Source organism: Streptomyces sp. NPDC101110 (genome assembly GCF_044759525.1).
GTDB lineage: Bacteria > Actinomycetota > Actinomycetes > Streptomycetales > Streptomycetaceae > Streptomyces.
Map to the genome: position 1 here is coordinate 502,484 of NZ_JBIVZM010000001.1, position 22,888 is coordinate 525,371.

The following is a 22,888-nucleotide window of genomic DNA, read 5'->3' on the forward strand; positions in this document are numbered from 1 at the left end:
GGCTTGCATGACGCCGCGAGATGCATCAGAGCCCAACGGAAGCCGGTGGTCCGACCTGGACCGTCCGCCCCTCAACATCACCGCCCTGCGCCGGGGTCTGGTGCGGCCGGGAGGGCTGTGGTCCGCGGTGGACGTGGTGCAGCGCACCGGCTCCACGAACTCCGATCTGGTGGCCCGGGCCGCGAAGGGCGAGGCCGTCGAGGGCGCGGTGCTGGTCGCCGAGGAGCAGACCGCGGGCCGCGGCCGCCTGGACCGTCAGTGGACGGCACCGCCCCGCTCCGGCCTCTTCTTCTCCGTGCTGCTCACGCCGGGCGAGGTGCCGGTGGCGCGATGGGGCTGGCTGCCGCTGCTCACGGGGGTCGCGGTGGCGACGGGGCTGTCCCGGGCGGCGGGCGTGGACACGGCCCTGAAGTGGCCGAACGACCTGCTGGTCACGGTGGGCCGGGACGAGCGCAAGGCCGGCGGGATCCTGGCAGAGCGGGCCGGTGACGGCGGGGTCGTCATCGGGGTCGGCGTCAATGTCTCGCTGAGGGACGACGAGCTGCCCGTACCGACGGCGGGATCGCTGGCACTGGCCGGTGCGGTGAGCACGGACCGGGATCCGCTGCTGCGAGGGATGCTGCGTTCCCTCGAGGACTGGTACGGCAGATGGCGCACGGCCGGGGGCGACGCCGGCGCGTGCGGGTTGCACGAGGCATATGCGGCGGGGTGCGCGACGCTCGGGCGGGAAGTGCGGGCGGAGCTGCCGGGGGACCGGGCGATCGTGGGGGAGGCCGTCGCGGTGGACGGGGACGGACGGCTGGTGCTGGCGACGGAGGCGGGGGTGCAGGAGCCGGTGGGGGCCGGGGACATCGTGCATCTGCGGCCGGCTTGAGCGGGGCCGGGTGGGTCCGCGGCCCGGCGCAGCGGGGCGCGGAGCTGAGGCGAGGTGGGCCCGCGGCCCGGCGTAGGGGTGCGGAGCTGAGGCGGGGTGGGTCAGCAGCCCGGCGTAGCGGGGTGCCGCTGCGCCCACCCGTGCCGCCCTTGGCGGCACGCATGCCCGCAGCTGGGGGGCCTCACCCCCGTCGGCTGAACCTGACGGAGTGAGCTGGCGCACACCTGCCGTAGAGTTGAGGCCGGTCGATACATGACCGTGACAGATCGGAAGGGCAACACGCGTGACCGTCGACGACTCGGGTTCCGGCGAGGACGCGCAGGGCGCCGACTCCGGCGAGGATCCGCTCGCCCTGCGCCTCGAAGGGCTCATCCTGGGCGCCGAGCGCCGCTACACCCCGTTTCAGGCGGCCCGCAGCGCCGGTGTCTCCATGGAACTGGCCTCCCGCTTCTGGCGGGCCATGGGTTTCGCCGACATAGGCCAGGCCAAGGCGCTCACGGAGGCCGATGTCCTCGCGCTGCGACGCCTGGCCGGTCTGGTGGAGGCGGGGCTGCTGAGCGAGGCGATGGCCGTGCAGGTGGCCCGGTCCACGGGGCAGACCACGGCGCGGCTCGCCGAATGGCAGATCGACTCCTTCCTGGAGGGGCTGACCGAGCCGCCCGAGCCGGGCATGACCCGCACCGAGGTGACGTACCCGATCGTCGAGCTGCTCCTGCCCGAGCTCCAGGAGTTCCTGGTCTACGTCTGGCGCCGGCAGCTCGCCGCCTCGGCCGGACGGGTCGTGCAGGCGGCCGACGACGAGGAGATGGTCGACCGGCGGCTGGCCGTCGGCTTCGCCGACCTGGTCGGCTTCACTCGGCTGACCCGGCGCATGGAGGAGGAGGAGCTCGGCGAGCTGGTCGAGGCCTTCGAGACCACGGCGGCCGACCTGGTGGCGGCGAACGGCGGTCGGCTGATCAAGACGCTCGGCGACGAGGTGCTCTACGCCGCCGACGACGCGGGCACGGCCGCCGAGATCGCCCTGCGCCTGATCGAGACCATGGCGCACGACCAGACGATGCCGGAGCTGCGCGTCGGCATGGCGTTCGGCACCGTGACCACCCGAATGGGCGATGTGTTCGGTACGACCGTGAACCTGGCCTCCCGCCTCACGTCGATAGCGCCGAAGGACGCCGTGCTCGTCGACACCGCCTTCGCCGAGGAGCTGATCCGTACGCAGGACGCCCCGGCCTCGGAGGCGGAGGCGGCCGAGGAGGCCGCGGCGGCGGAGAAGGAGGGCGAGGAGCCCCCGGTGTACCGGTTCGGGCTGCAGCCGATGTGGCAGCGGCCCGTGCGCGGACTGGGCGTGGTGGAGCCGTGGCTGCTCACGCGGCGCGACGGGGCCCCGTAGCCGCTCGTCGGGTCCCCCTGTCGTAGCGCGTCGCCGCCGCTCGTCAATGGCGGCCGACCGGTGAGTCCACGCACAGCCCGACGACCGGCACGCACAGCCCCGGGTCGTGCGGTGGCTTCTTCTCCTCGGGTGGTGCGGGTGGTGCCGGGGCAGTTGTGCTCCGGCTCGGTGGTGCGGGGGGAGTGGAGGCCGGGCGCGGGGCGTCGCCTTTGCGCGAGGCCGTGGGTGACGGGGCCGGGGCCTGGGCGTTCGGCGCGTCGGGGATGGTCGTGGGCGCGGGGGCGGCGGCGGTGGCCGTCACCGGGACACGGGCCGTGGTGGACGGGGACGGCCGGGCGCCCTTGGTGACCGGTGACGGCGTCAGGTCCCCCAGGGCCGTCGGGGACGAGGGACTCGCATCGGGGACGGCCGGGAAGGTGACGGCGGTCCGGGTGGCGCCGTTTGTGGCGGTGGCGGCCGGGTCCGGGCGGGGCTCCGCTTCGAGCGTGCCGGTCCCGGTGCCGGGGCCGGAGGTCAGGCGCAAGAGGCTCAAGGTGCTCAAGGTGCCGGCGACGAGGGCGAGGCCGCCGGTGGCGAGCAGGACCTTGCGGGGCCGGGGTTTGCGGTGCCGGCCCCGGGCCCGGGGAGCGAACGGGCCGGTCGTGTCCGGCGCAGGCGCCCGGGGTGCGGGAGGCTCGCGCCGGTGGGGTGCGGTGGGGTCCTGGGGTGCGGGAGGCTCGCGCCGGTGGGGTGCTGTCGAGCCCTGGGGTGGGGACTCGCGTCGGTGTGGTGCCTTGGAGCCTCGTGCCGTGAAGCCTCGTGTCGTGGAGTCCTGGTGGGGTGCGGGTTCGTGGCGGGGCCGTGCGGTGGCGGGCCCGGTGGCCCCTTGTGGCTTCGCCGTCGTTTCCGTCGTCATCGCGGTCCCTCCCCGAGGCGTCCCTCCCCGATGCACATGCGCCCCCTGTGCGCCGTGAGGGACGCACGCTATGCGCTCCCATGGGCGGTTGGGCCGGAGTTGGGGTGATGTCACTCGAACGGGTGGGCGGGGGTGGTGGCGGACCCGGGCGCGTCCGCCCTTTCGCGGGCGGAACGCGGCTGCGATGATCGAAGCGTCGACCTTGTTAACCCGCGTTAACCGGAGGGTGTCATGAGTGAGGAACGGTTCGGGGAGTTCGTGCTGGTGCGGCGGCACGAGCAGGGGCATGTCGCGGAGCTCGCCCTCGACCGGCCCAAGGCCATGAACGCGGTGTCGACGGAGATGGCGCGGTCCGTCGCCGGGGCGTGCACGGCCCTCGGCGAGGACCGGGACGTACGGGCGGTCGTACTGACCTCGACGCATGAGCGGGCCTTCTGCGTAGGGGCGGATCTGAAGGAGCGCAACTCGTTCACCGACGCGGATCTGCTGCGGCAGCGGCCGGTGACGAGGGCGGCGTACACCGGCGTGCTGGAGCTGCCGGTGCCGACGGTGGCGGCGGTGCACGGGTTCGCGCTCGGCGGCGGTTTCGAGCTGGCGTTGGCGTGCGACGTGATCGTGGCGGACCGGACGGCCGTGGTGGGCCTGCCGGAGGTGTCCGTCGGGGTGATCCCCGGAGGCGGCGGCACGCAGCTGCTGCCGCGCCGTGTCGGGGCGGCCCGGGCGGCCGAGCTGATCTTCTCAGCGCGGCGGGTGGAGGCCGTGGAGGCGGGCGAGTTGGGGCTGGTCGACCGGCTGGTCGAGGAGGGCCGGGACCGGGAGGAGGCGCTGGCGCTGGCGACGCGGATCGCCGGGAACTCGCCGGTGGGTCTGCGCGCGGCCAAGCGGGCGCTGCGGCTCGGGCAGGGCCTGGACCTGCGGGCCGGGCTTGAGGTCGAGGACGCGGCGTGGCGGGCCACGGCGTTCTCGGGCGACCGGGCGGAGGGTGTCGCGGCCTTCAACGAGCGGCGTACGCCGCAGTGGCCGGGGGAGTAGGGGCCGCAGCGGAGCCGGGCGATACCGGTCGTCCCCGTTCGCGTCGTAAACAGGTCAGTCTGGCTGGAAACTCCCTAGCCTGGAGTGATGGGTGAGGACAGACGGCTCGCGGCCGTCGTCGCGTTGGCTCAGGGGATGGCGGCCGCACACGGGTCGCGTGAGGCGTGGCGCGCCGCGGCCGCCGGGGCGTGCCTGGCACTGGGCGGGAGCTTCGCCGCCCTGTCGGTCTGGGAGCGCGAGCTCGGGCGGCTGCGGGTCCTGGTGAACGTCGGGGAGCTCGCCGAGGGGGAGGAGGAGTTCCCGGACGACGAGGCCTACCCGGTGCACCAGTTCGCGGAGATCACCGAGTTCCTGCACGAGCAGTGGGCCGGTGGCGGGGAGCCCGACGCGTGGGTGGAGACCGCCGAGGGGCCCGCCGCCGGGCGGCCCGGCTACAGCCACCAGCGGGTCGCCGCCCTGCGGCGCCGGGGCCGCGGCTGCTGCGTGGTCGCGCCGATCGTGCTGCACGGCCGGGCGTGGGGCGAGCTGTACGTGGCCCGGCCGGCCGGTGAGGCCGTCTTCGGGCGGGGCGACGCCGACTTCGCCACCGTCCTGGCCTCCGTCGTTGCCGCGGGCATCGCCCAGACGGAGCGGCTGGAGGAGGCCCGGCGGCTCGCCTTCACCGACTCCCTCACCGGGCTGGCCAACCGCCGTGCCGTGGACGTACGCCTGGAGCAGGCGATCGAACGGCACCGCCGGGACGACGCCGTCGTGAGCCTCGTCGTCTGCGACCTGAACGGGCTCAAGCGGGTCAACGACACCCACGGGCACGCCGCGGGGGACCGGCTCCTGGAGCGGTTCGGGTCGGTGCTGTCGCTCTGCGGGGCCATGCTGCCGGGGGCGCTGGCCGCGCGGCTCGGCGGGGACGAGTTCTGCCTGCTCGCGGTCGGGTCGCCCGCCGACCAGGTCGTGAAGGCGGCCACGGAACTGTGCCGCAGGGCAGCCGAGTTGGACCTCGGGGACGGGGTGGCCTGCGGGGTCGCGTCCACCGAGGACCCGATCGGGCCGGTGCGCTCGGCCCGGCGGCTGTTCCGGCTCGCCGACGCGGCCCAGTACCGGGCCAAGGCCGAGCGGGCGGACCGGCCGGTGGTGGCGGGGCGGGCCGGGCCCGACGATCCCGTCGTCAAGCTCGCCGACGAGCCCTCCCAGGAGGAGGGCGGGGAGCGCCGGCGGTTCCGCGGCCGGCACGCGCCCTGACTCCGGCCCGGCGGTGTGACCGGTATCCGGCGGGGTGTGACGTATTCGGTAAGGGGTGAACGCGTTCCCCAGTGGTGACATCATCGAATTCACTGCGTACGCTCCTGAATATGGATATGCACACTGTGGTGGTGGGGACGTCCGGGGTGACCGCGTCCGACGTGCTCGCCGTGGCGCGCGGCGGCGCCCGCGTCGAGCTCTCCGAGGAGGCCGTGGCCGCCCTCGCCGCGGCCCGCGAGATCGTGGACGCGCTGGCGGCCAAGCCGGACCCCGTGTACGGCGTGAGCACCGGCTTCGGCGCCCTGGCGACCCGGCACATCAGCCCCGAGCTGCGCGCCCAGCTGCAGCGCAACATCGTCCGCTCGCACGCCGCCGGGATGGGCCCCGCCGTGGAGCGGGAAGTCGTCCGCGCGCTGATGTTCCTGCGGCTGAAGACCGTCTGCTCCGGGCACACCGGCGTCCGGCCCGAGGTCGCGCAGACCATGGCCGACCTCCTCAACGCCGGGATCACCCCGGTCGTGCACGAGTACGGCTCCCTCGGCTGCTCCGGTGACCTCGCGCCGCTGTCCCACTGCGCGCTCGCGCTCATGGGCGAGGGCGACGCCGAGGGCCCCGACGGTGTCGTGCGCCCGGCCGCGGAACTGCTCGCCGCGCACGGCATCCAGCCGGTCGAACTGCGCGAGAAGGAGGGGCTCGCCCTCCTCAACGGCACCGACGGCATGCTCGGCATGCTGGTGATGGCCCTGGCCGACCTGGAGACGCTCTACCGGTCGGCCGACGTCACCGCCGCCCTGTCCCTGGAGGCCCTGCTCGGTACCGACAAGGTCCTCGCGCCCGAGCTGCACGCCATCCGGCCCCACCCGGGGCAGGCCGCCAGCGCCGCCAACATGCTGGCCGTACTGAAGGGCTCCGGCCTGACCGGCCACCACCAGGACGACGCCCCGCGCGTCCAGGACGCCTACTCGGTGCGCTGCGCCCCGCAGGTCGCCGGCGCCGGGCGCGACACCATGGCCCACGCCCGGCTGGTCGCCGACCGCGAGCTGGCCGCGGCCGTGGACAACCCCGTCGTGCTCCCCGACGGCCGGGTGGAGTCCAACGGCAACTTCCACGGGGCACCCGTCGCCTACGTCCTGGACTTCCTGGCCATCGCCGCCGCCGACCTCGGCTCGATCGCCGAGCGGCGCACCGACCGGCTGCTCGACAAGAACCGCAGCCACGGCCTGCCGCCCTTCCTCGCCGACGACGCCGGTGTGGACTCGGGCCTGATGATCGCTCAGTACACGCAGGCCGCGCTGGTGAGCGAGCTGAAGCGGCTCGCCGTACCGGCGTCCGCCGACTCCATCCCGTCCTCCGCCATGCAGGAGGACCACGTCTCGATGGGCTGGTCGGCGGCGCGCAAACTGCGTACGGCGGTCGACAATCTCACGCGCGTGATCGCGATCGAGCTCTACGCCGCCGCGCGCGCGGTGGAGTTGCGCGAGGGCCTGACCCCGGCGCCCGCGTCGCGAGCGGTCATCGACGCCGCCCGGGAGGCGGGCGTCGAGGGTGCGGGACCGGACCGGTTCCTCGCGCCCGACCTCGCGGCGGCGGACGCGTTCGTGCGCGACGGGCGGCTGCTGGCCGCGGTCGAGAAGGTCACCGGGCCGCTGCAGTAGGCCGACGGGGCCCTGTCGTCGACAAGGCGGCGGGGCCCCGTCGTCGGCACAGCGCGATGCACCCCTGTCGTCGGCACAGGGCGGCGGGGCCCTCCTCGGCAGGCCGGGGCGGCGGGGGGTGTGGTCCGGCGGGTCCCCGCGGCAACCGCCGTCAGAGACCGAGCCGTTCCCGGCGTACCGAGTACACGACGAACCCGGCGCCCAGCGTCAGGCAGAAGGTCCCGCCGATCACGTACGGCGTGCTGTCGAAGCTTCCCGTGTCGGCGAGGCGGGTGCCGCCGACCGAGGCGTCCGCGGTCGTGGCCGCGATCCGCGCCTGCTCCGTGACCTGCGGCGACGGACTCGTCGAGACCGCGTCTCTCACCGGGGAGTCCGACGTCGCGTTCGCGGACGGGACGAACCACAGGGCGCCCAGCAGGGACGCCGCGGCGGTGGCGGTCAGCAACGGACGGCGAGCGGATGACACGGAATATCGATCCCCTTGTGGCGCTGGCGAATTGGCCGTGTGGGGCGATGTTAGTGAAAGTCGCGGGTCACGGGAAAGTCACGGGAGGGCCTGGACGTACGCTCCCGCCATGAGCACTCCTGAGACATCACGTTTTGTACGGCTTCGGGTGGAACTCGTTCTCGAGGTCGACGACTCGGACGCGGTCACCAAGTCCGCGCTGCGCCGCATCGCCGACGAGCCGGAGATGCCGGCGGCGGAGCGGGCCCACGCCGAGAGCGCTGTGACGGAAGACACCGCGGAGGCCCTCGCCTACCTCGTGGACCCGTTCGACCTGGTCAGCCAGGTACCCGGGGTGGAGCTCCAGCAGGCCTCCTGGAGCAGCGAACGGATCGAGTACGACCCCGACTCGCCGGACTGGGACCTCGACGAGGATGATGGCGAGGACAGTGACGGCTGAGCTGTCCGGAAACTCGTGACCCCGGGCGGCAACCGCCGCCCGGGGTCTTCGCGTCTCAAGTGGCGCACAGACCGCACCCGTAACGACCGCACCGTCCGTCACGGACGTGTTGATCCCCACATCTGCGCCACCTGGGGAACCGGGCGCATCGGTCGTAGCGTTGAACGTTCCGGATGAGGACTCACGAGTCCCGGCGGGGGCACTCAGTGGTGACGGGGACACTCGGGGTTTTGGGGAAATCGGCAACGATGGAGAAGCGTGTGATGACGGTCAGTAAGCGGCGCAAAGGCCTGACGGTCGCGTCCGCACTGCTCGGCGGGGTCCTGGTGCTCTCGGCCTGTTCCGGTGGTGACGACGACGCCTCCGGTGGCGGCGGCGACAGCTCGCAGTCGAAGGTCGACGAGGCCGCGGCGAAGAAGACCTCCGAGGCCCAGATCAAGATCACGCCCGAGGACGGCTCCGACAACGCCTCCATCAACAACTCCGCCGCCGTCACGGTGAGCAAGGGCACGCTCACGGACGTCAAGATGACGACGTCCGAGGGCACCGAGGTGAGCGGCCAGATATCCGCGGACAAGACCAGCTGGAAGCCGACCGCCCAGCTGGAGCGGTCCACCACCTACAAGCTGGCGGCCGAGGCCAAGGACTCCGACGGCCGCGTGGCCCACGAGAACGCCTCGTTCACCACGGTCTCGCCGGCCAACAGCTTCATCGGCAACTTCACGCCCGACGACGGCACCACCGTCGGTGTCGGTATGCCGGTCTCGATCAACTTCGACAAGGCGATCACCAACAAGGCCGCGGTCCAGAAGGGCATCAAGGTCAGCACGACCGGCGGCCAGGAGGTCGCCTGCCACTGGTTCAACGCCAACCGCATGGACTGCCGGCCCGAGGACTACTGGAAGGAAGGCTCCACCGTCACGCTGAAGCTCGCGCTCGACGGCGTCGAGGGAGCCAAGGGCGTCTTCGGCGTCCAGCAGAAGACGGTCACCTTCAAGATCGGCCGCAACCAGGTCTCGTACGTCGACGCGAAGACCAAGCAGATGAAGATCACGCAGGACGGCAAGACCGTCCGCACGATCCCGATCTCCGCCGGCTCGCCCGAGAACAAGACCTACGAGGGCATCATGGTGATGTCCGAGAAGTTCAAGGAGACGCGCATGAACGGCGCGACCGTGGGCTTCACGGACGACGACGGCAAGGGCGAGTACGACATCAAGGACGTGCCGCACGCCATCCGCCTCTCCAGCTCGGGCACGTTCATCCACGGCAACTACTGGGGTGCGAAGTCCATCTTCGGCAGCGTGAACACCAGCCACGGCTGCGTCGGCCTCCAGGACGCCAAGGGCGCCAACGACCCGAACACCCCGGGCGCGTGGTTCTTCAAGAACTCGATGCTCGGTGACGTGGTGGTCGTCCAGAACACCGGCGACAAGACCGTCGCCCCGGACAACGGCCTCAACGGCTGGAACATGAGCTGGGCCGACTGGAAGGCCGGCTCGGCGGTCTGACGGTCCGCCGGTTCCACGCATCAGGGCTGCACCGGACGAAAGGCCGCCGCCCATCCCGCACGAGGGGTGGGCGGCGGCCTTTTTCCTGTTCTCATCCCTCTCTTATGCGTCGCTCAAGCCCCCATCACGGGCCGTCCCTGGCCTGCGGCCATGTTCTTCACCCACGTATGGCGACGATCCGCAACGGCCGAATCTCTGTCAAGGAGAACGCGGGTGCGTAACCATGCGGCCCTGTAACGGAGTTCCGACGGCTGTGTAACAGTCGGCCGACGGATTTCTTACCGTCATCTCATCTATTGAGCACCTGATCACCCGTCGGCATACTGCGTATTCCGGGGGGTGTACGTGCGTGCGTACGAGACCACCCCCGGCCGGGTGAACGGGGAATTCACCCGGTTCTTCTGCAAGGGGGAAACTTGCGCAGACAAGTGAACAGGGCGTGCGCGGCCACGGTCGCCACAGCGGCGGCCGTGGCTCTGGCGGCGGGCATGACCAGCCCGGCGTCGGCCGACGGCGAGCGGGCGGCGGCGTCCGCCAAGCCGGCATCCCTGACCGCCAAGCACCGCATCACACTGATCACCGGAGACCGGGTCGTCCTGGACGCCAAGGGCCGTGTCATCGGCCTGGAGCACGCCAAGGGCCGTGAGAACGTACCCGCCCAGATCCGCAAGGTCGACGGTCACACCCTCGTCATCCCGGCCGACGCGGCCCGCCTGGTCGCCACCGGCAAGCTCGACCAGCGGCTCTTCGACGTCACCGAGTTGAACAAGTCCGCGACCCGCAAGGCCCAGAAGAAGGGCCTGAAGGTCATCGTCGGCTACCAGGGCAGCGCCGCGGCCACCAGGGCCGACGTCCGCGAGGCCGGCACCCTGCGCCACGCGCTGAAGTCCGTGAACGCGGACGCGGTGCAGACGCCGCAGCAGGACACGCCCGAGCTCTGGGACGCGGTCACCAACGGGGAGAAGACCGCCGCCGGGATCGCGCACGTCTGGCTCGACGGCGTCCGCAAGGCCAGCCTCGACAAGTCCGTCCCGCAGATCGGCGCGCCCAAGGCGTGGTCGGCCGGCTTCGACGGCAAGGGCACCAGGATCGCCGTCCTGGACACCGGTGTCGACGCCACCCACGACGACCTCAAGGGTCAGGTGGCCGGCGCCAAGAACTTCACCACCTCGCCCGACGCGTCCGACAAGGTCGGCCACGGCACGCACGTCGCCTCCATCGTGGCCGGCACCGGCAAGAAGTCCGGCGGCAAGTACAAGGGCGTCGCTCCGGGCGCGAAGATCCTCAACGGCAAGGTCCTCGACGACGGCGGCTTCGGCAGCGACTCCGAGATCCTCGCCGGTATGGAGTGGGCGGCCGCCGAGGGCGCCGACGTCATCAACATGAGCCTGGGCGGCGGTGACACGCCCGCCATCGACCCGCTGGAAGCGGCGGTGAACAAGCTGTCCGCCGAGAAGGGCGTCCTGTTCGCCATCGCGGCCGGCAACGAGGGCGACTTCGGCGAGCAGACCATCGGCTCCCCGGGCAGCGCCGCCGCGGCCCTCACCGTCGGCGCGGTCGACGACAAGGACAAGCTCGCCGACTTCTCCAGCCGCGGCCCCGGCATGGACGGCGCCCTCAAGCCCGACGTGACCGCGCCCGGCGTGGACATCACCGCGGCCTCCGCCCCGGGCAACCAGATAGCCCAGGAGGTCGGCGAGAAGCCGGCCGGCTACATGACGATCTCCGGTACGTCGATGGCGACCCCGCACGTCGCGGGCGCGGCGGCGATCCTCAAGCAGCAGCACCCGGACTGGAAGTACGCCGAGCTGAAGGGCGCCCTCACCGGCTCCACCAAGGGCGGCAAGTACACCCCGTTCGAGCAGGGTTCGGGCCGGATCCAGGTCGACAAGGCCATCAAGCAGTCCGTGATCGCCGAGCCGGTCTCGGTGAGCTTCGGGGTGCAGCAGTGGCCGCACACCGACGACAAGCCGGTCACCAAGGAGCTGACGTACCGCAACCTCGGTACGAAGGACGTCACGCTGAAGCTGGCGTCGACGGCCACCAACCCCAAGGGCCAGGCGGTTCCGTCCGGCTTCTTCAAGCTCGGCGCCACCTCGGTGACGGTCCCGGCCGGCGGCAAGGCCTCCGTGCCGTTCACCGTCAACACCAAGCTCGGCGGCACGGTCGACGGCGCGTACTCGTCGTACGTCACGGCGACGGGCGGTGGCCAGACCGTCCGCACGGCGGCGGCGGTGCAGCGCGAGGTCGAGTCGTACGACGTGACGCTGAAGTTCCTCGACCGCGACGGCAAGGCGGCGAAGAACTACAGCGCCGACCTGACCGGCATCGCGGGCCTGGGCCAGGGCAAGGGGGCCATGCCGTACGACGAGGACGGCACCGTCACCACCCGTGTCCCCAAGGGCACCTACGTCCTCAACACGAACATCTACGTGGGCGACGACCCGGAGAAGTTCGAGGGCGTCGACTGGCTCGCGCAGCCCAAGCTGAACCTCACCAAGAACACGACGATCACGCTGGACGCCCGCAAGGCCAAGCCGGTGGACATCACCGTCCCGGCCACCGGCGTCAAGTCGGAGTTCGCCTCGGCCGACTACACGGTGGAGAGCGGCGACAGCAGCTACGGCTTCGGCTGGTGGCTGGACTCCTACGACAACTTCCGCAGCGCCCACGTCGGCCCGCAGATCACCGACGGTTCGCTGACCCAGCAGTGGGACGGCCACTGGTCCAAGGGCGGCAAGGAGGAGTACGACGTCATCGCCGGCGGCCCGGTCAAGCAGCTCGCCACCGGGTTCACCAAGCACTACAAGGCGAGCGAACTCGCCACGGTGAAGGCCGGCCTCGGCGCCTCGGCGGGCGGCAAGAAGGGCGCGATCAACGCGGTGGGCTGGATGCCGTGGAGCAGCAGCGCCTCCTCGATCGGCATCCTGCAGACCCTGCCCGGCACCCGGACCCTGCACCTGTCGGCCCAGGGCGGCGTGAAGTGGCAGCTGGAGTTCAACCAGTCCGGAGGTGTGGACCAGGACGGGTTCCCGGTCGACGAGGCGGCCTACGCCCTGGGCACGCAGAAGTACGCTGCGGGCAAGAGCTACTCCAAGACCGTGAACACCGCCGTCTTCGGGCCGCGTCTGACCGGCGACTTCGGTGTCATCCGCGAGGGCAACCAGATCTACGGTTCCCTGCCGCTGTTCGCCGACGGCAAGGGCAACGTGGGCTACTCGAAGTTCTCCGCGGTCGACACGACCCTCTACCGCAACGGCACCAAGGTCGGCAGCAACGACGACCCGCTGTTCGGCGACAAGCAGTTCAAGGTCCCGGCCGCCGACGCCGAGTACAAGCTGACGACGTCGGTCAAGCGCAGCGTCAAGGTCGCCTCGGCCTCCACCCGCGTCGACGCGAGCTGGACGTTCCGCTCGAAGAAGACCAACGGCATCACGAAGCTGCCCGTCTCCACGGCCCGCTTCCTCGCGGCCACGGACCTGGGCAGCAAGGCACCCGCCGACAAGTCCGTCAAGGTCCCGGTCACCGTCGAGGGCGCGGCCAAGGGCAGCAACCTGAAGTCGCTGTCGGTCTACGTGTCGTACGACTACGGCAAGACCTGGAAGAAGCTCACCGTCAAGGACGGCAAGGTCAGCGTCAAGAACCCGGCGAAGGGGAAGGGCATCTCCTTCCACGCCAAGATCGCCGACAAGAAGGGCAACAAGTCGACGATCTCGATCTACAACGCCTACTACGGCAAGTAAGCCGTAGCGCAAGCACGTTGACGGCCCGTCGGAAGCCTCGGCTTCCGGCGGGCCCGTCGCGTCACGGGTGCCCCGCCCACCCCTGGGCACGACACCGGGACGAGGGGGCCCCGGCCTCTCAGTCCGACGGTGTCGAAGCCCTGGTCCCGGAGCGGGTCGCGTCCGCGCCCCAGCTCGCCAGGAGGCGCAGGGCCTCCGCCGAAGGGGTGCCCGGTTCCGCGTGATAGGTGATCAGGGACTGCTCGCCGTCGTCGACCAGGCGGAACGTCTCGAAGGACAGGGTCAGGTCGCCGACCAGCGGGTGGTGCACGCGCTTGACGCCGTAGCTCTTCTCCTTGACGTTGTGGGCGGCCCACAGGCGGCGGAAGTCCTCGCTCTTCACCGAGAGCTCGCCCACCAGGGCCGACAGCCGCGGGTCGTCCGGGTGGCAGCCCGCGTCCATGCGCAGATAGCCGACGATGTCGGACGCCTTCTGCTCCCACTCCACGAACAGCTCGCGGTACTCGGGCCTGAGGAACACCAAGCGCGCCCAGTTCCGCTCCTGGGCCGGCATCTCCGCCCAGTCGCCGAAGAGGGCCGACGCCATCCGGTTCCAGGCCAGGACGTCCGAGCGGCGCCCGACGATGTACGCCGGGACGGACTCGATCGAGTCCAGCAGATGCCGCAGCGCCGGCCGCACCTGCTGGCTGCGCGCCACCGGCTTCTTCTTGTGCTGCTTCGGCTTCGCCAGATGCGTCAGATGCGCATGCTCGGCGTCGCTCAGCCGCAGGGCACGCGCGATCGCGTCCAGCACCTCCGCCGAGACGTTGCGGCCGTTGCCCTGCTCCAGCCGTGTGTAGTACGCCACGGACACCCCCGCAAGCTGCGCCAGCTCCTCGCGGCGCAGCCCGGGCACGCGCCGCCGCCCGAAGTCGGGCAGCCCCACGTCCTCCGGCTTCAGCCGGGCCCGCCGGGTGCGCAGGAACTCACTGAGCTCGGCACGCCGGTCCAGGCCGCCACCGGCCGTCCGCGCGGGTTCGGGCAGTTCGTCCATGCCGTCCAGTATTCACGGTCGTACGCACACGAGCCTGACCCCGCCAGTGGTACGCACCGTGTGCGTACGCAAAACCGTGGCCTGGGTGAGTCCTCCAGGACCGGGCACGCTGGAGTTCGTGCCCGGTCCGAAGATCCAGAAGGCAGCCGGGCACACGACCCCCGCTAGGAGAACCCCGGCATGACCACTGCTGCTGCGTACGCCGCTCCCGCCCCCAAGGCTCCGCTGGAGCGCACCACCATCGAGCGCCGCGAGGTCGGCGCGCACGACGTCCTGATCGACATCAAGTTCGCCGGTATCTGTCACTCCGACATCCACCAGGCCCAGGAGGGCTGGGGCGAGGCGATCTTCCCGATGGTCCCCGGCCACGAGATAGCCGGTGTCGTCTCCGCGGTCGGCCCGGGCGTCACGAAGTTCGCCGTCGGCGACCGCGTGGGCGTCGGCTGCATGGTCGACTCCTGCCGCGAGTGCGAGAACTGCAAGGCCGGCCGGGAGCAGTACTGCGTGCAGGGCAACGTCCCGACGTACAACGGCATCGGCAAGGACGGCGAGCCCACCTACGGCGGCTACGCGCAGAACGTCGTCGTCGACGAGAACTTCGTCGTCCGCATCCCCGACGGCCTCTCGCTCGACGTCGCGGCCCCGCTGCTGTGCGCCGGCATCACCCTCTACTCCCCGCTCCGGCGCTTCGGTGCCGGCCCCGGCAAGAAGATCGCGATCGTCGGCCTGGGCGGCCTCGGCCACATGGGCGTCAAGATCGCCCACGCGCTCGGCGCCGAGGTGACCGTGCTCTCGCAGTCCCTGCGCAAGCAGGAGGACGGCCTGCGGCTGGGCGCGGACCACTACTACGCCACCAGCGACCCGAAGACCTTCGAGGAGCTGGCCGGCACGTTCGACCTGATCGTGTCCACGGTGTCCGCCCCGCTGGACTTCAACGCCTACCTGTCGCTGCTGAGGACCGAGGGCACGCTGGCCAACGTCGGCGCCCCCGAGGAGCCGGTCTCCCTCAACCTCTTCTCGGTGATCGGCGGCGGCAAGACCCTCGCCGGCTCCATGATCGGTGGCATCGCCGAGACCCAGGAGATGCTGGACTTCTGCGCCGAGCACGGTCTCGGCGCCGAGATCGAGCTGATCCGCGCCGACCAGATCAACGAGGCGTACGAGCGGGTCCAGTCCAGCGACGTGCGCTACCGGTTCGTGATCGACACGGCGACGATCTGACGACGCCCCCCTGTGCAGCAGCCCCGAGGGCCCCGGCCGCGCGCCGGGGCCCTCGGGGCTTTCGTGATGCACGGCCGGCCGCAGCCGGGGTACTCGTGGGGGAGTGCACCAGAGGGGTTCGCCGGGTACGTCAGGGGAGGCCCATCATGACCGTGCAGCTGAACCACACCATCGTCGTCTCCCACGACAAACGCGCCTCGGCCCGGTTCCTCGCCGACCTCCTGGGACTCGACGTGAGCCCGCCGTACGGCCCCTTCCTCCCGGTCGAGATCCCCAACGGCGTGACGCTCGACTTCATGGACAGCCCCGGCGCCATCACGCCGCAGCACTACGCCTTCCTCGTCTCGGAGGAGGAGTTCGACGAGATCTTCGGCCGCATCCGGGAAGCGGGGCTGACTTACTGGGCGGACCCGTTCCACAGCCGCCCGGGGGAGATCAACCACAACGACGGCGGCCGCGGGACCTACTTCGACGACCCCGACGGCCACCGCCTGGAGATCATCACGAGGCCCTACGGCAGCGGCGGCTGAGCCGCCCGCGCCTGCGGCTGGGTCCCTGATCCGGTCTCCCCGGGCCGGTCCTGCTCCTCGAAGGTCCACACCGCGCGGGCTCCCGGGCCGACCACGAGGGCCGAGTGGCCGATCCGCTCCACGTGCCGGTCCGACACCGGCCGGTTCAGCGACATCTCGACCCGCTTGAGACCCACCTGGTCCAGGGGCACGGCGTCGAACCGGATCGTGGTGCCGCCGTCCTCGGCGACGACACCGCCACCCGGCAGGGACCGGACCGTGAGCCCGCCGGCCTTCAGCAGGGGCACCGTGGACGCGAGATCCCGGGCGGTCACCGCGATCCTGATCCCGGTCACGTCCCGCATCCGGCGGTCCCGGTAGGTGTCGGGCAGGTACCGTTCCCGGCCCACGTCACCAGGGTGGGAGGCGGGCTCGGTGCCGCTGCGCGGGTCGGCGAAGTACTCCGGCCGGTACTCCATCCCCCAGGCGCCGAAGAGGTCGTACTCGCCGGTGGTGAGGACGGCGTCGAACCACGGCACGGGGACGCCGTCGCCGAAGTCGCGCGTCTGCTGGAACTCGACCGGCTCGCTGACCCCGGCCTTCCGCAGCCGGTCGACCACCACGGGCAGGTCACCGGCGCGCTCGGTGGACACGCCCAGGCCGGCGGAGCCGAGGGTGCCGTCCTTGCCGGGCACATCGCCCACCCCGAACAGCTCCACGTACGTCTCGCGTCCCCGCAGATAGCGGCCGGTCCAGGTCTGCCCGCCCGCGCCGGTCGTGGTGCGGACCTGGAAGTCGGCGAAGTCCCGCAGATGGGCGGAGTGCTCGATGGCGTCGGCGGTCACCCGGTCGAGCACACCGTAGGCGTGGTTGTAGAACAGCAGGCGCCCGGCCGCCGCCCCGTTCTCCTCCGCCCGTGCCGTGACCGCTCCGCCCTGGACCGCCCCCGCGAGGGCCAGGGCGATGACCATGACCAGCTGTAACGCTCGTCTGAGAACCATGCGAGGGAGCGTAGGGCGGGAGGAAACGCTTCCGCTGCGGATTTCGCCCTTCGCCGGCTAGGCCTTGGCCAGCGGGTCGGCCGGTGGCGGTGCCGCCGCCGAGGAGTCCTGCCCGCCCTGGTCGAGCCGGAACGGCGGGTACTTGTCCGTCAGCAGCGCGGCGTAGGCCGCCACGCGGGCCGCCCAGCGCGCGAGGCCGGTCAGGAAGTCGAAGAGCGGCCGCGGGTAGCGGGCGGTGAAGAGCAGGATGACCACGGCGACCAGGGAGAGGAAGGGCAGCAGCCCGGCGCCCCGCCAGTCGTCCTCGTCGCCCCAGCCGCCCCCGACGATCATCGCGACGACGATGTACTGCGGGATGGCCAGCAGCCACCACTTGACCAGCACCAGCCCGCGGGACAGCCGCTCCGGGTAGACGACGTCGAAGCGCGCCGGGTAGTCGGGCACGTCGGCGAGGGTGAACGGCGGGTACCGGTCGGTGCCGAGCACGGTGTGGGCGTAATAGCCGACCCGCCAGTTCCAGCGCAGTACTCCGACGCTGAAGTCGAACAGGGGGCGCGGGTAGCGGGCGGTGAACAGGATGGCGAAGAAGGCGATCACCGTCACGACGACGAACGCGATCCACAGGAAGAACAGCACGATGTAGTGCGGGATGGCGAGCAGCCACTTCACCAGCCACATCCACCGGGACAGGCGGGGATCGACGGACGCTTCCAGTCGTACGGGTGACGCGGCGGCAGGAATCATGAGGCGGCACTCCTCTCGCCTGCAGATTCGCAAGCGGGGGGCCGCCCCGCGACCTGGACGGGGCCGTTCGCGTTCCCGGCCTCCCGGCCTCCCGGCTGTCGGCTCCCGCTTCGCCCGCTCCGGCTGCCACTCCCGTCACGGCTTCGGGTGCCGCTCCGGTCGCGCCTCTAGGACGGGACGGCGGCCCCGGTGTCCGGCTCCTCCGTGCCCGCTTCGGCTTCCGGCTCGACGAGCTGCTCGCGCACGTAGTTCCACACCACCGCGATCAGCGCGGCCACGGGCACGGCGAGCAGGCTGCCCACGATGCCGGCCAGGTTGCCGCCCAGGGTCACCGCCAGCAGGACGACGGCCGCGTGCAGGCCCAGCCCGCGGCTCTGCAGCATGGGCTGGAAGACGTTGCCCTCCAGTTGCTGCACCACGACGATGATGACCAGCACCATCAGCGCGTCCGTCACACCGTTGGAGACGAGCGCGATGAGCACCGCGACGAAGCCGGCGAACAGGGCGCCGACGATCGGCACGAACGCCGAGACGAAGGTCAGCACCGCCAGCGGCAGCACCAGCGGCACGCCCAGGACCCACAGGCCGATCCCGATCAGGACGGCGTCGAGCAGACCGACGGCCGCCTGGGACCGTACGAAGGCGCCCAGGGTGTCCCAGCCGCGTGCGCACACGGTCGGGACGTCGGTGGCGAGCCGGCCGGGCAGCTGGCGGGACAGCCACGGCAGGAACCGCGGGCCGTCCTTGAGGAAGAAGAACATCAGGAAGAGCGCGAGGACCGCGGTGACGACACCGTTCACCACGGTGCTCACCCCGGTCACGACCGCGCCCACCATGCTGCCGACGCCCTCCTGGGCGCGGGAGACCGCGCTGTCGAAGGCCTGGTTGATCTGCGCGTCCCCGATGTTCAGCGGCGGCCCGGCCGCCCACTCGCGCAGCTGCTGGATGCCCTTGACGACCCCGTCGGTCAACTCCCCGGACTGGGACGCCACGGGTACCGCGATCAGCGCCACCACACCGGCAGCGACCAGCAGGAACAGCACGGTCACGACCGACGCGGCCAGCGCGGGCGGCCATCCGCGCCGGCGCAGGAGCCGGGCCGCGGGCCAGGTCAGCGTGGTCAGCAGCAGTCCGACCACGAGCGGCCACACCACCGACCACATCCGGCCCAGCAACCACAACGCCACGGCCGACCCGGCGAACACCAGCAGCAACTCGGTGGAAACCCGTGCGGATATCCGCAGCGCGGCACGGGATCTGTCGGAACTCAGAGGCGCAGTCACGCAGGCACCTTACGGGCTGAGCGCGCGCCCGCAGAGCCCCGTGTCCCGGAAGCGGGCCGTCAGCGGACGGTGTACATGCTGAAGATGTGCACGGCCGCTTCGATCTGCGCTCGCGTGTGGTCGTCGGGGTTACCCGTGATCCGGACGAAGACCACGGACGAGCCGGGGTCGTCCGCGACCAGCAGCGTCAGCGGCACCCGGCCCGAGAGCGGGTAGCCGTACCAGCCGTCGGGCTTGTCGACGTCGGTGCCGGGCAGGGCGTTGCCCACGGCCTGCCAGTCCAAGTCGTCGAACTCGTAGCCCGAGAACTCCGCGATGGTCTCGCAGAACGGCCGCAGACCCTCCTCGAAGATCCAGCCCCCGCCGAAGCTCAAGGCGGAGTCCGCGGAGTCCGCGGAATCCGCGGAGTCGGCGGGGTCAGCCATCGGCCCTCGCCACACCGACCGGGCAGGCAACCCCTGTACCGCCGATGCCGCAGTAACCCCCGGGGTTCTTGTCGAGGTACTGCTGGTGGTATCCCTCCGCCGGGTAGAAGGGGCGGTCCTGCGCCGTGACGATCTCCGTGGTGATGTCGCCGTGGCCGGAGGACCTGAGGATCTTCCGGTACGCCTCCCGGGAGGACTTGGCGGTGGCCTCCTGCTCGGGGGTGTGGGTGTAGACCGCCGAACGGTACTGCGTGCCCACGTCGTTGCCCTGGCGGAAGCCCTGCGTGGGGTCGTGGGACTCCCAGAACGTCTTCAGCAGGCGCTCGTACGAGATCTGCTCCGGGTCGAAGACCACGCGTACCACCTCGGTGTGGCCGGTCAGGCCCGAGCAGACCTCCTCGTACGTGGGGTTCTCGGTGTGGCCGCCCTGGTAGCCGACGAGGGTCGTCCAGACACCGGCCGGCAGCCGCCAGAACACGCGCTCGGCGCCCCAGAAGCAGCCCAGGCCGAAGTCGGCGGTCTCCAGACCCTCGGGGTAGGGGCCGAGCAGCGGGTTGCCCAGGACGGTGTGGCGGTCGGGGACCGTGAACACCGGCTCGGGGCGGCCGCGCAGCGCCTGCTCGGGAGTCGGCAGCTGGGGCGTACGGCTGTACAGGAACATGCGGGCTCCAATCGGGGCGACGCCCACGTCAACATGTCGGTGGCGGCTGGAATTCCGGCCGGTCCCGGCCCTCGCGCGGGGCTCAGTGCGGCAGGCTCGCCGGGCTGCCGCCGTTCGCTTCGTAGCCCGCCACGGCCAGGGCCCGGTACACCGCGAACTCCGCCGCCGGATCCGCGGACAGGGTCCAGGGCAGGGCGCCCACATGGCCGTCGACGTGCACCAGCTGGTTCATGGCCTCCGACCAGCGCTCGCCGCGGACCAGGAAGAACACCAGCATGTGCCGGACGTGCGCGAGCATCGGGTCGTCGGGGCGGGCCGAGTGCACCGCGTGCAGCGCGCCGTGGACCGCCTTCGTGACGACCTCGCTCTGCCAGAAGCTCGCGACGAGGGTCACCTCGGGGAGGTGCTCGAACACCGCGAAGAGCGGCATCGCCGAGAGGAGGGAGCCCTGGGGCGCCCGGGCCGCGGCGGCCTCGGCGAACGCGTACGCCTCCGCACGCGAGCCGTGCCACTTCTCGCACCAGTAGTGCAGCGCCGCCAGATGCGCCCCCATGTGGGCCGGGGCGCGGTCCAGGATCTTCAGCCAGAGCTGCTCGAAGTCCTTCTGCGAGTAGCCGAGGCCGCGGGCCACCGACAGCTCGACGATGTACGGGATCGGGTCACCGGGGGCGAGCAGCGCCGCCTCGCCGCACGCCGTCCGTGCCTCTTCCATGATGATCCGGAACTCGTCCGTCCCGGGTGTCGCCGTACGCCACGCCTGCTGCACCAGGAACTCGGCGTGCACCGCCGCACCGCCCGCGTCCTTGGGCGCCTCGGCCCGCCACACGCGCAGCCACTGCCCGCCCGGCGCCTCGCTCACCCCGCCCGGCCGCCGTGACAGCTCCAGCGAGGCCGCGCCCGCGAAGGCCTGTACGCGCTGCCAGCGCCGCTCGCCCTCCGACTCCGTGCCCGCCAGGAGCTGCTGCGCCGCGCGATGGTCCTGCGTGCGCTGCACCACGTCCAGGACGTCCAGCAGGTCCTGGTCGGGGCCGGGCATGCGGATGTCGAGCTCCTCCTCCAGGACGAAGCCGTAGTTCGCCGGGTCCGCGGCGTCCGGGTGGTCGGGCGAGACCAGCCCTATCGCACCGCCGCGCTTGCGCCGCAGGAAGGGGAGCAGCACGAACCCCAGCATGACCAGCGCGATCAGGACCCAGAGAATCTCCATGCGACAAGCGAACCAGACCGCGCCGACAATTGGCCAACCTGCTCCCGGAACCTGTGGAAAACCCCGCGTCGTCCCCGTCCCCCGGCGCGCTGCGCTTCGGCGCATTACCCTCGGTGCCCATGAGCGACAGGCACATCAGTCAGCACTTCGAGACGCTCGCGATCCACGCGGGCAACACCGCCGACCCCTTGACGGGCGCGGTCGTCCCGCCGATCTACCAGGTCTCGACCTACAAGCAGGACGGCGTCGGCGGGCTGCGCGGCGGCTACGAGTACAGCCGCAGCGCCAATCCCACCAGGACCGCGCTGGAGGAGAACCTGGCCGCCCTGGAGGGCGGCCGCCGCGGTCTCGCGTTCGCGTCCGGGCTGGCGGCCGAGGACTGCCTGCTGCGCACGCTGCTCGCCCCCGGCGACCACGTGGTCATCCCCAACGACGCCTACGGCGGCACCTTCCGGCTGTTCGCCAAGGTCGTCGCCCGCTGGGGCGTGGAGTGGTCGGTCGCCGACACCAGCGACCCGGCCGCCGTGCGGGCCGCCATCACGCCGAAGACCAAGGTCGTCTGGGTGGAGACGCCCTCCAACCCGCTGCTCGGCATCACCGACGTCGCCGCCGTCGCGCAGGTCGCCCGGGACGCCGGCGCCCGCCTCGTCGTCGACAACACCTTCGCCACGCCCTACCTCCAGCAGCCGCTGTCGCTGGGCGCGGACGTCGTCGTGCACTCGCTGACCAAGTACATGGGCGGTCACTCCGACGTCGTCGGCGGTGCCCTGGTCACCGGTGACGCCGCCCTGGGCGAGGAACTGGCCTTCCACCAGAACGCGATGGGCGCGGTCGCCGGGCCCTTCGACTCGTGGCTGGTGCTGCGCGGCACGAAGACCCTTTCGGTCCGCATGGACCGGCACAGCGAGAACGCGGCCAAGGTCGCCGACATGCTCACGCGGCACGCGCGCGTGTCGAGCGTGCTGTACCCGGGCCTGCCCGAGCACCCCGGGCACGAGGTCGCCGCCAAGCAGATGAAGTCGTTCGGCGGCATGGTCTCCTTCCGTGTCGAGGGCGGCGAGGAGGCGGCCGTCGAGGTCTGCAACCGCGCGAAGATCTTCACGCTGGGCGAGTCCCTGGGCGGCGTCGAGTCGCTGATCGAGCACCCCGGCCGCATGACGCACGCCTCCGTGGCCGGCTCGGCCCTGGAGGTCCCCGGCGACCTGGTGCGGCTGTCCGTCGGCATCGAGAACGCCGACGACCTGCTCGAGGACCTGCAGCAGGCACTCGGCTAGCGGAGCCGGTCCGGCCCGGACCGGCTCCCTCGCGGGGTCACCAGCCGGTGAGGGGTGGGGTCGTGTCGGACGGCGGCTCCACCCACGGGCGGGCCGTCAGCGCCCACACCGTGAACGCCACGGCCGCCGCGCACAGCAGCAGCCACATGACGCGGCGGGCGAGCGTCCTGCGCCGCAGCATGCGGCCGCCGCGGCGCACCGCCTCCGCGTGGATCTCGGGCGGCACCGGCCGCGACGGGCCCTGAAGAAGCCTCCGTACGGCCGCCTCGCGGTCGTTCCCGCTCATGCCGAC

The 22,888-nt window shown here is 71.7% G+C and carries 21 protein-coding genes; 11 read left to right on the forward strand and 10 right to left on the reverse strand.

Features of this window, described 5'->3' with window-relative positions:
* Positions 1-7: 7 nt before the first annotated feature.
* On the forward strand, positions 8-874 hold the full coding sequence (locus ACIQU3_RS02400; RefSeq protein WP_403923066.1) for a biotin--[acetyl-CoA-carboxylase] ligase: 867 nt from the start codon (positions 8-10) through the stop codon (positions 872-874).
* A gap of 283 nt (positions 875-1,157) precedes the next feature.
* Positions 1,158-2,264 carry an adenylate/guanylate cyclase domain-containing protein gene (locus tag ACIQU3_RS02405; RefSeq protein WP_403724887.1) on the forward strand — a complete coding sequence of 369 codons (1,107 nt, stop codon included), beginning with the start codon at positions 1,158-1,160 and terminating at the stop codon, positions 2,262-2,264.
* Positions 2,265-2,307: 43 nt separating this feature from the next.
* Here the strand turns inward: ACIQU3_RS02405 and ACIQU3_RS02410 are convergent, their stop codons facing one another.
* Positions 2,308-2,796 (reverse strand): hypothetical protein, encoded by a 489-nt coding sequence (locus ACIQU3_RS02410; protein WP_403923068.1) that lies wholly within the window; start codon positions 2,794-2,796, stop codon positions 2,308-2,310.
* Positions 2,797-3,390: 594 nt separating this feature from the next.
* Here ACIQU3_RS02410 and ACIQU3_RS02415 point away from each other — a divergent pair.
* The 3 genes from ACIQU3_RS02415 to hutH all read left to right on the forward strand — a co-directional run bounded on the left by ACIQU3_RS02415 (position 3,391) and on the right by hutH (position 7,082).
* Positions 3,391-4,191 (forward strand): enoyl-CoA hydratase/isomerase family protein, encoded by an 801-nt coding sequence (locus ACIQU3_RS02415; protein ID WP_403923070.1) that lies wholly within the window; start codon positions 3,391-3,393, stop codon positions 4,189-4,191.
* 87 nt (positions 4,192-4,278) lie between these two features.
* On the forward strand, positions 4,279-5,427 hold the full coding sequence (locus ACIQU3_RS02420) for a diguanylate cyclase domain-containing protein (RefSeq protein ID WP_403724895.1): 1,149 nt from the start codon (positions 4,279-4,281) through the stop codon (positions 5,425-5,427).
* Between the two features lie 116 nt (positions 5,428-5,543).
* On the forward strand, positions 5,544-7,082 hold the full coding sequence (gene hutH, locus ACIQU3_RS02425) for a histidine ammonia-lyase (RefSeq protein ID WP_403725608.1): 1,539 nt from the start codon (positions 5,544-5,546) through the stop codon (positions 7,080-7,082).
* A gap of 151 nt (positions 7,083-7,233) precedes the next feature.
* Here the strand turns inward: hutH and ACIQU3_RS02430 are convergent, their stop codons facing one another.
* Positions 7,234-7,548 (reverse strand): hypothetical protein, encoded by a 315-nt coding sequence (locus ACIQU3_RS02430; RefSeq protein WP_403724898.1) that lies wholly within the window; start codon positions 7,546-7,548, stop codon positions 7,234-7,236.
* A 109-nt stretch (positions 7,549-7,657) separates the two neighbouring features.
* Between ACIQU3_RS02430 and ACIQU3_RS02435 the strand changes: the two genes are divergently transcribed.
* The 3 genes from ACIQU3_RS02435 (at position 7,658) to ACIQU3_RS02445 (ending at position 13,241) form a co-directional block, all read left to right on the forward strand.
* Positions 7,658-7,987 (forward strand): hypothetical protein, encoded by a 330-nt coding sequence (locus ACIQU3_RS02435; RefSeq protein ID WP_403724901.1) that lies wholly within the window; start codon positions 7,658-7,660, stop codon positions 7,985-7,987.
* Between the two features lie 263 nt (positions 7,988-8,250).
* Positions 8,251-9,498: an Ig-like domain-containing protein gene (locus ACIQU3_RS02440; RefSeq protein WP_403724905.1), complete on the forward strand. Its 1,248-nt coding sequence runs from the start codon at positions 8,251-8,253 to the stop codon at positions 9,496-9,498.
* A gap of 428 nt (positions 9,499-9,926) precedes the next feature.
* The gene (locus ACIQU3_RS02445; protein ID WP_403923218.1) at positions 9,927-13,241 is read left to right on the forward strand and encodes a S8 family peptidase; all 3,315 of its coding nucleotides are present in this window, start codon (positions 9,927-9,929) and stop codon (positions 13,239-13,241) included.
* A 118-nt stretch (positions 13,242-13,359) separates the two neighbouring features.
* On the opposite strand, the gene ACIQU3_RS02450 is transcribed toward ACIQU3_RS02445, so the two are convergent.
* On the reverse strand, positions 13,360-14,274 hold the full coding sequence (locus ACIQU3_RS02450) for a helix-turn-helix domain-containing protein (RefSeq protein WP_403923072.1): 915 nt from the start codon (positions 14,272-14,274) through the stop codon (positions 13,360-13,362).
* Positions 14,275-14,454: 180 nt separating this feature from the next.
* Between ACIQU3_RS02450 and ACIQU3_RS02455 the strand changes: the two genes are divergently transcribed.
* Complete coding sequence (locus tag ACIQU3_RS02455) at positions 14,455-15,495, forward strand: NAD(P)-dependent alcohol dehydrogenase (RefSeq protein ID WP_403724910.1); 1,041 nt, start codon at positions 14,455-14,457, stop codon at positions 15,493-15,495.
* Positions 15,496-15,641: 146 nt separating this feature from the next.
* Entirely contained in the window at positions 15,642-16,025 is a 384-nt protein-coding gene (locus ACIQU3_RS02460) for a VOC family protein (protein ID WP_403923074.1), read from the forward strand.
* Here ACIQU3_RS02460 and ACIQU3_RS02465 read toward each other — a convergent pair.
* The 6 genes from ACIQU3_RS02465 to ACIQU3_RS02490 form a co-directional block, all read right to left on the reverse strand.
* Positions 16,007-16,981: a DUF5829 family protein gene (locus ACIQU3_RS02465; protein WP_403923220.1), complete on the reverse strand. Its 975-nt coding sequence runs from the start codon at positions 16,979-16,981 to the stop codon at positions 16,007-16,009. The two genes, ACIQU3_RS02460 and ACIQU3_RS02465, sit on opposite strands and share 19 nt — an antisense overlap.
* 81 nt (positions 16,982-17,062) lie before the next feature.
* Positions 17,063-17,749, reverse strand: coding sequence for a DUF4389 domain-containing protein (locus ACIQU3_RS02470; RefSeq protein WP_403923076.1), 687 nt, complete (start codon positions 17,747-17,749; stop codon positions 17,063-17,065).
* 167 nt (positions 17,750-17,916) lie between these two features.
* Positions 17,917-19,032, reverse strand: a complete 1,116-nt coding sequence (locus ACIQU3_RS02475; RefSeq protein WP_403724919.1) for an AI-2E family transporter — start codon at positions 19,030-19,032, stop codon at positions 17,917-17,919.
* A 59-nt stretch (positions 19,033-19,091) separates the two neighbouring features.
* On the reverse strand, positions 19,092-19,457 hold the full coding sequence (locus ACIQU3_RS02480; RefSeq protein ID WP_403724922.1) for a hypothetical protein: 366 nt from the start codon (positions 19,455-19,457) through the stop codon (positions 19,092-19,094).
* Positions 19,450-20,118 (reverse strand): peptide-methionine (S)-S-oxide reductase MsrA, encoded by a 669-nt coding sequence (gene msrA, locus ACIQU3_RS02485; protein ID WP_403724925.1) that lies wholly within the window; start codon positions 20,116-20,118, stop codon positions 19,450-19,452. The genes ACIQU3_RS02480 and msrA overlap by 8 nt, the downstream gene beginning before the upstream one ends.
* 82 nt (positions 20,119-20,200) lie before the next feature.
* Entirely contained in the window at positions 20,201-21,322 is a 1,122-nt protein-coding gene (locus ACIQU3_RS02490) for a hypothetical protein (protein ID WP_403724928.1), read from the reverse strand.
* A 119-nt stretch (positions 21,323-21,441) separates the two neighbouring features.
* Between ACIQU3_RS02490 and ACIQU3_RS02495 the strand changes: the two genes are divergently transcribed.
* Entirely contained in the window at positions 21,442-22,596 is a 1,155-nt protein-coding gene (locus ACIQU3_RS02495) for a cystathionine gamma-synthase (protein WP_403724931.1), read from the forward strand.
* Positions 22,597-22,633: 37 nt separating this feature from the next.
* On the opposite strand, the gene ACIQU3_RS02500 is transcribed toward ACIQU3_RS02495, so the two are convergent.
* A complete protein-coding gene (locus tag ACIQU3_RS02500; RefSeq protein WP_403724936.1) occupies positions 22,634-22,882 on the reverse strand; it encodes a hypothetical protein in 249 nt (82 codons plus the stop codon).
* Positions 22,883-22,888: the final 6 nt, after the last annotated feature.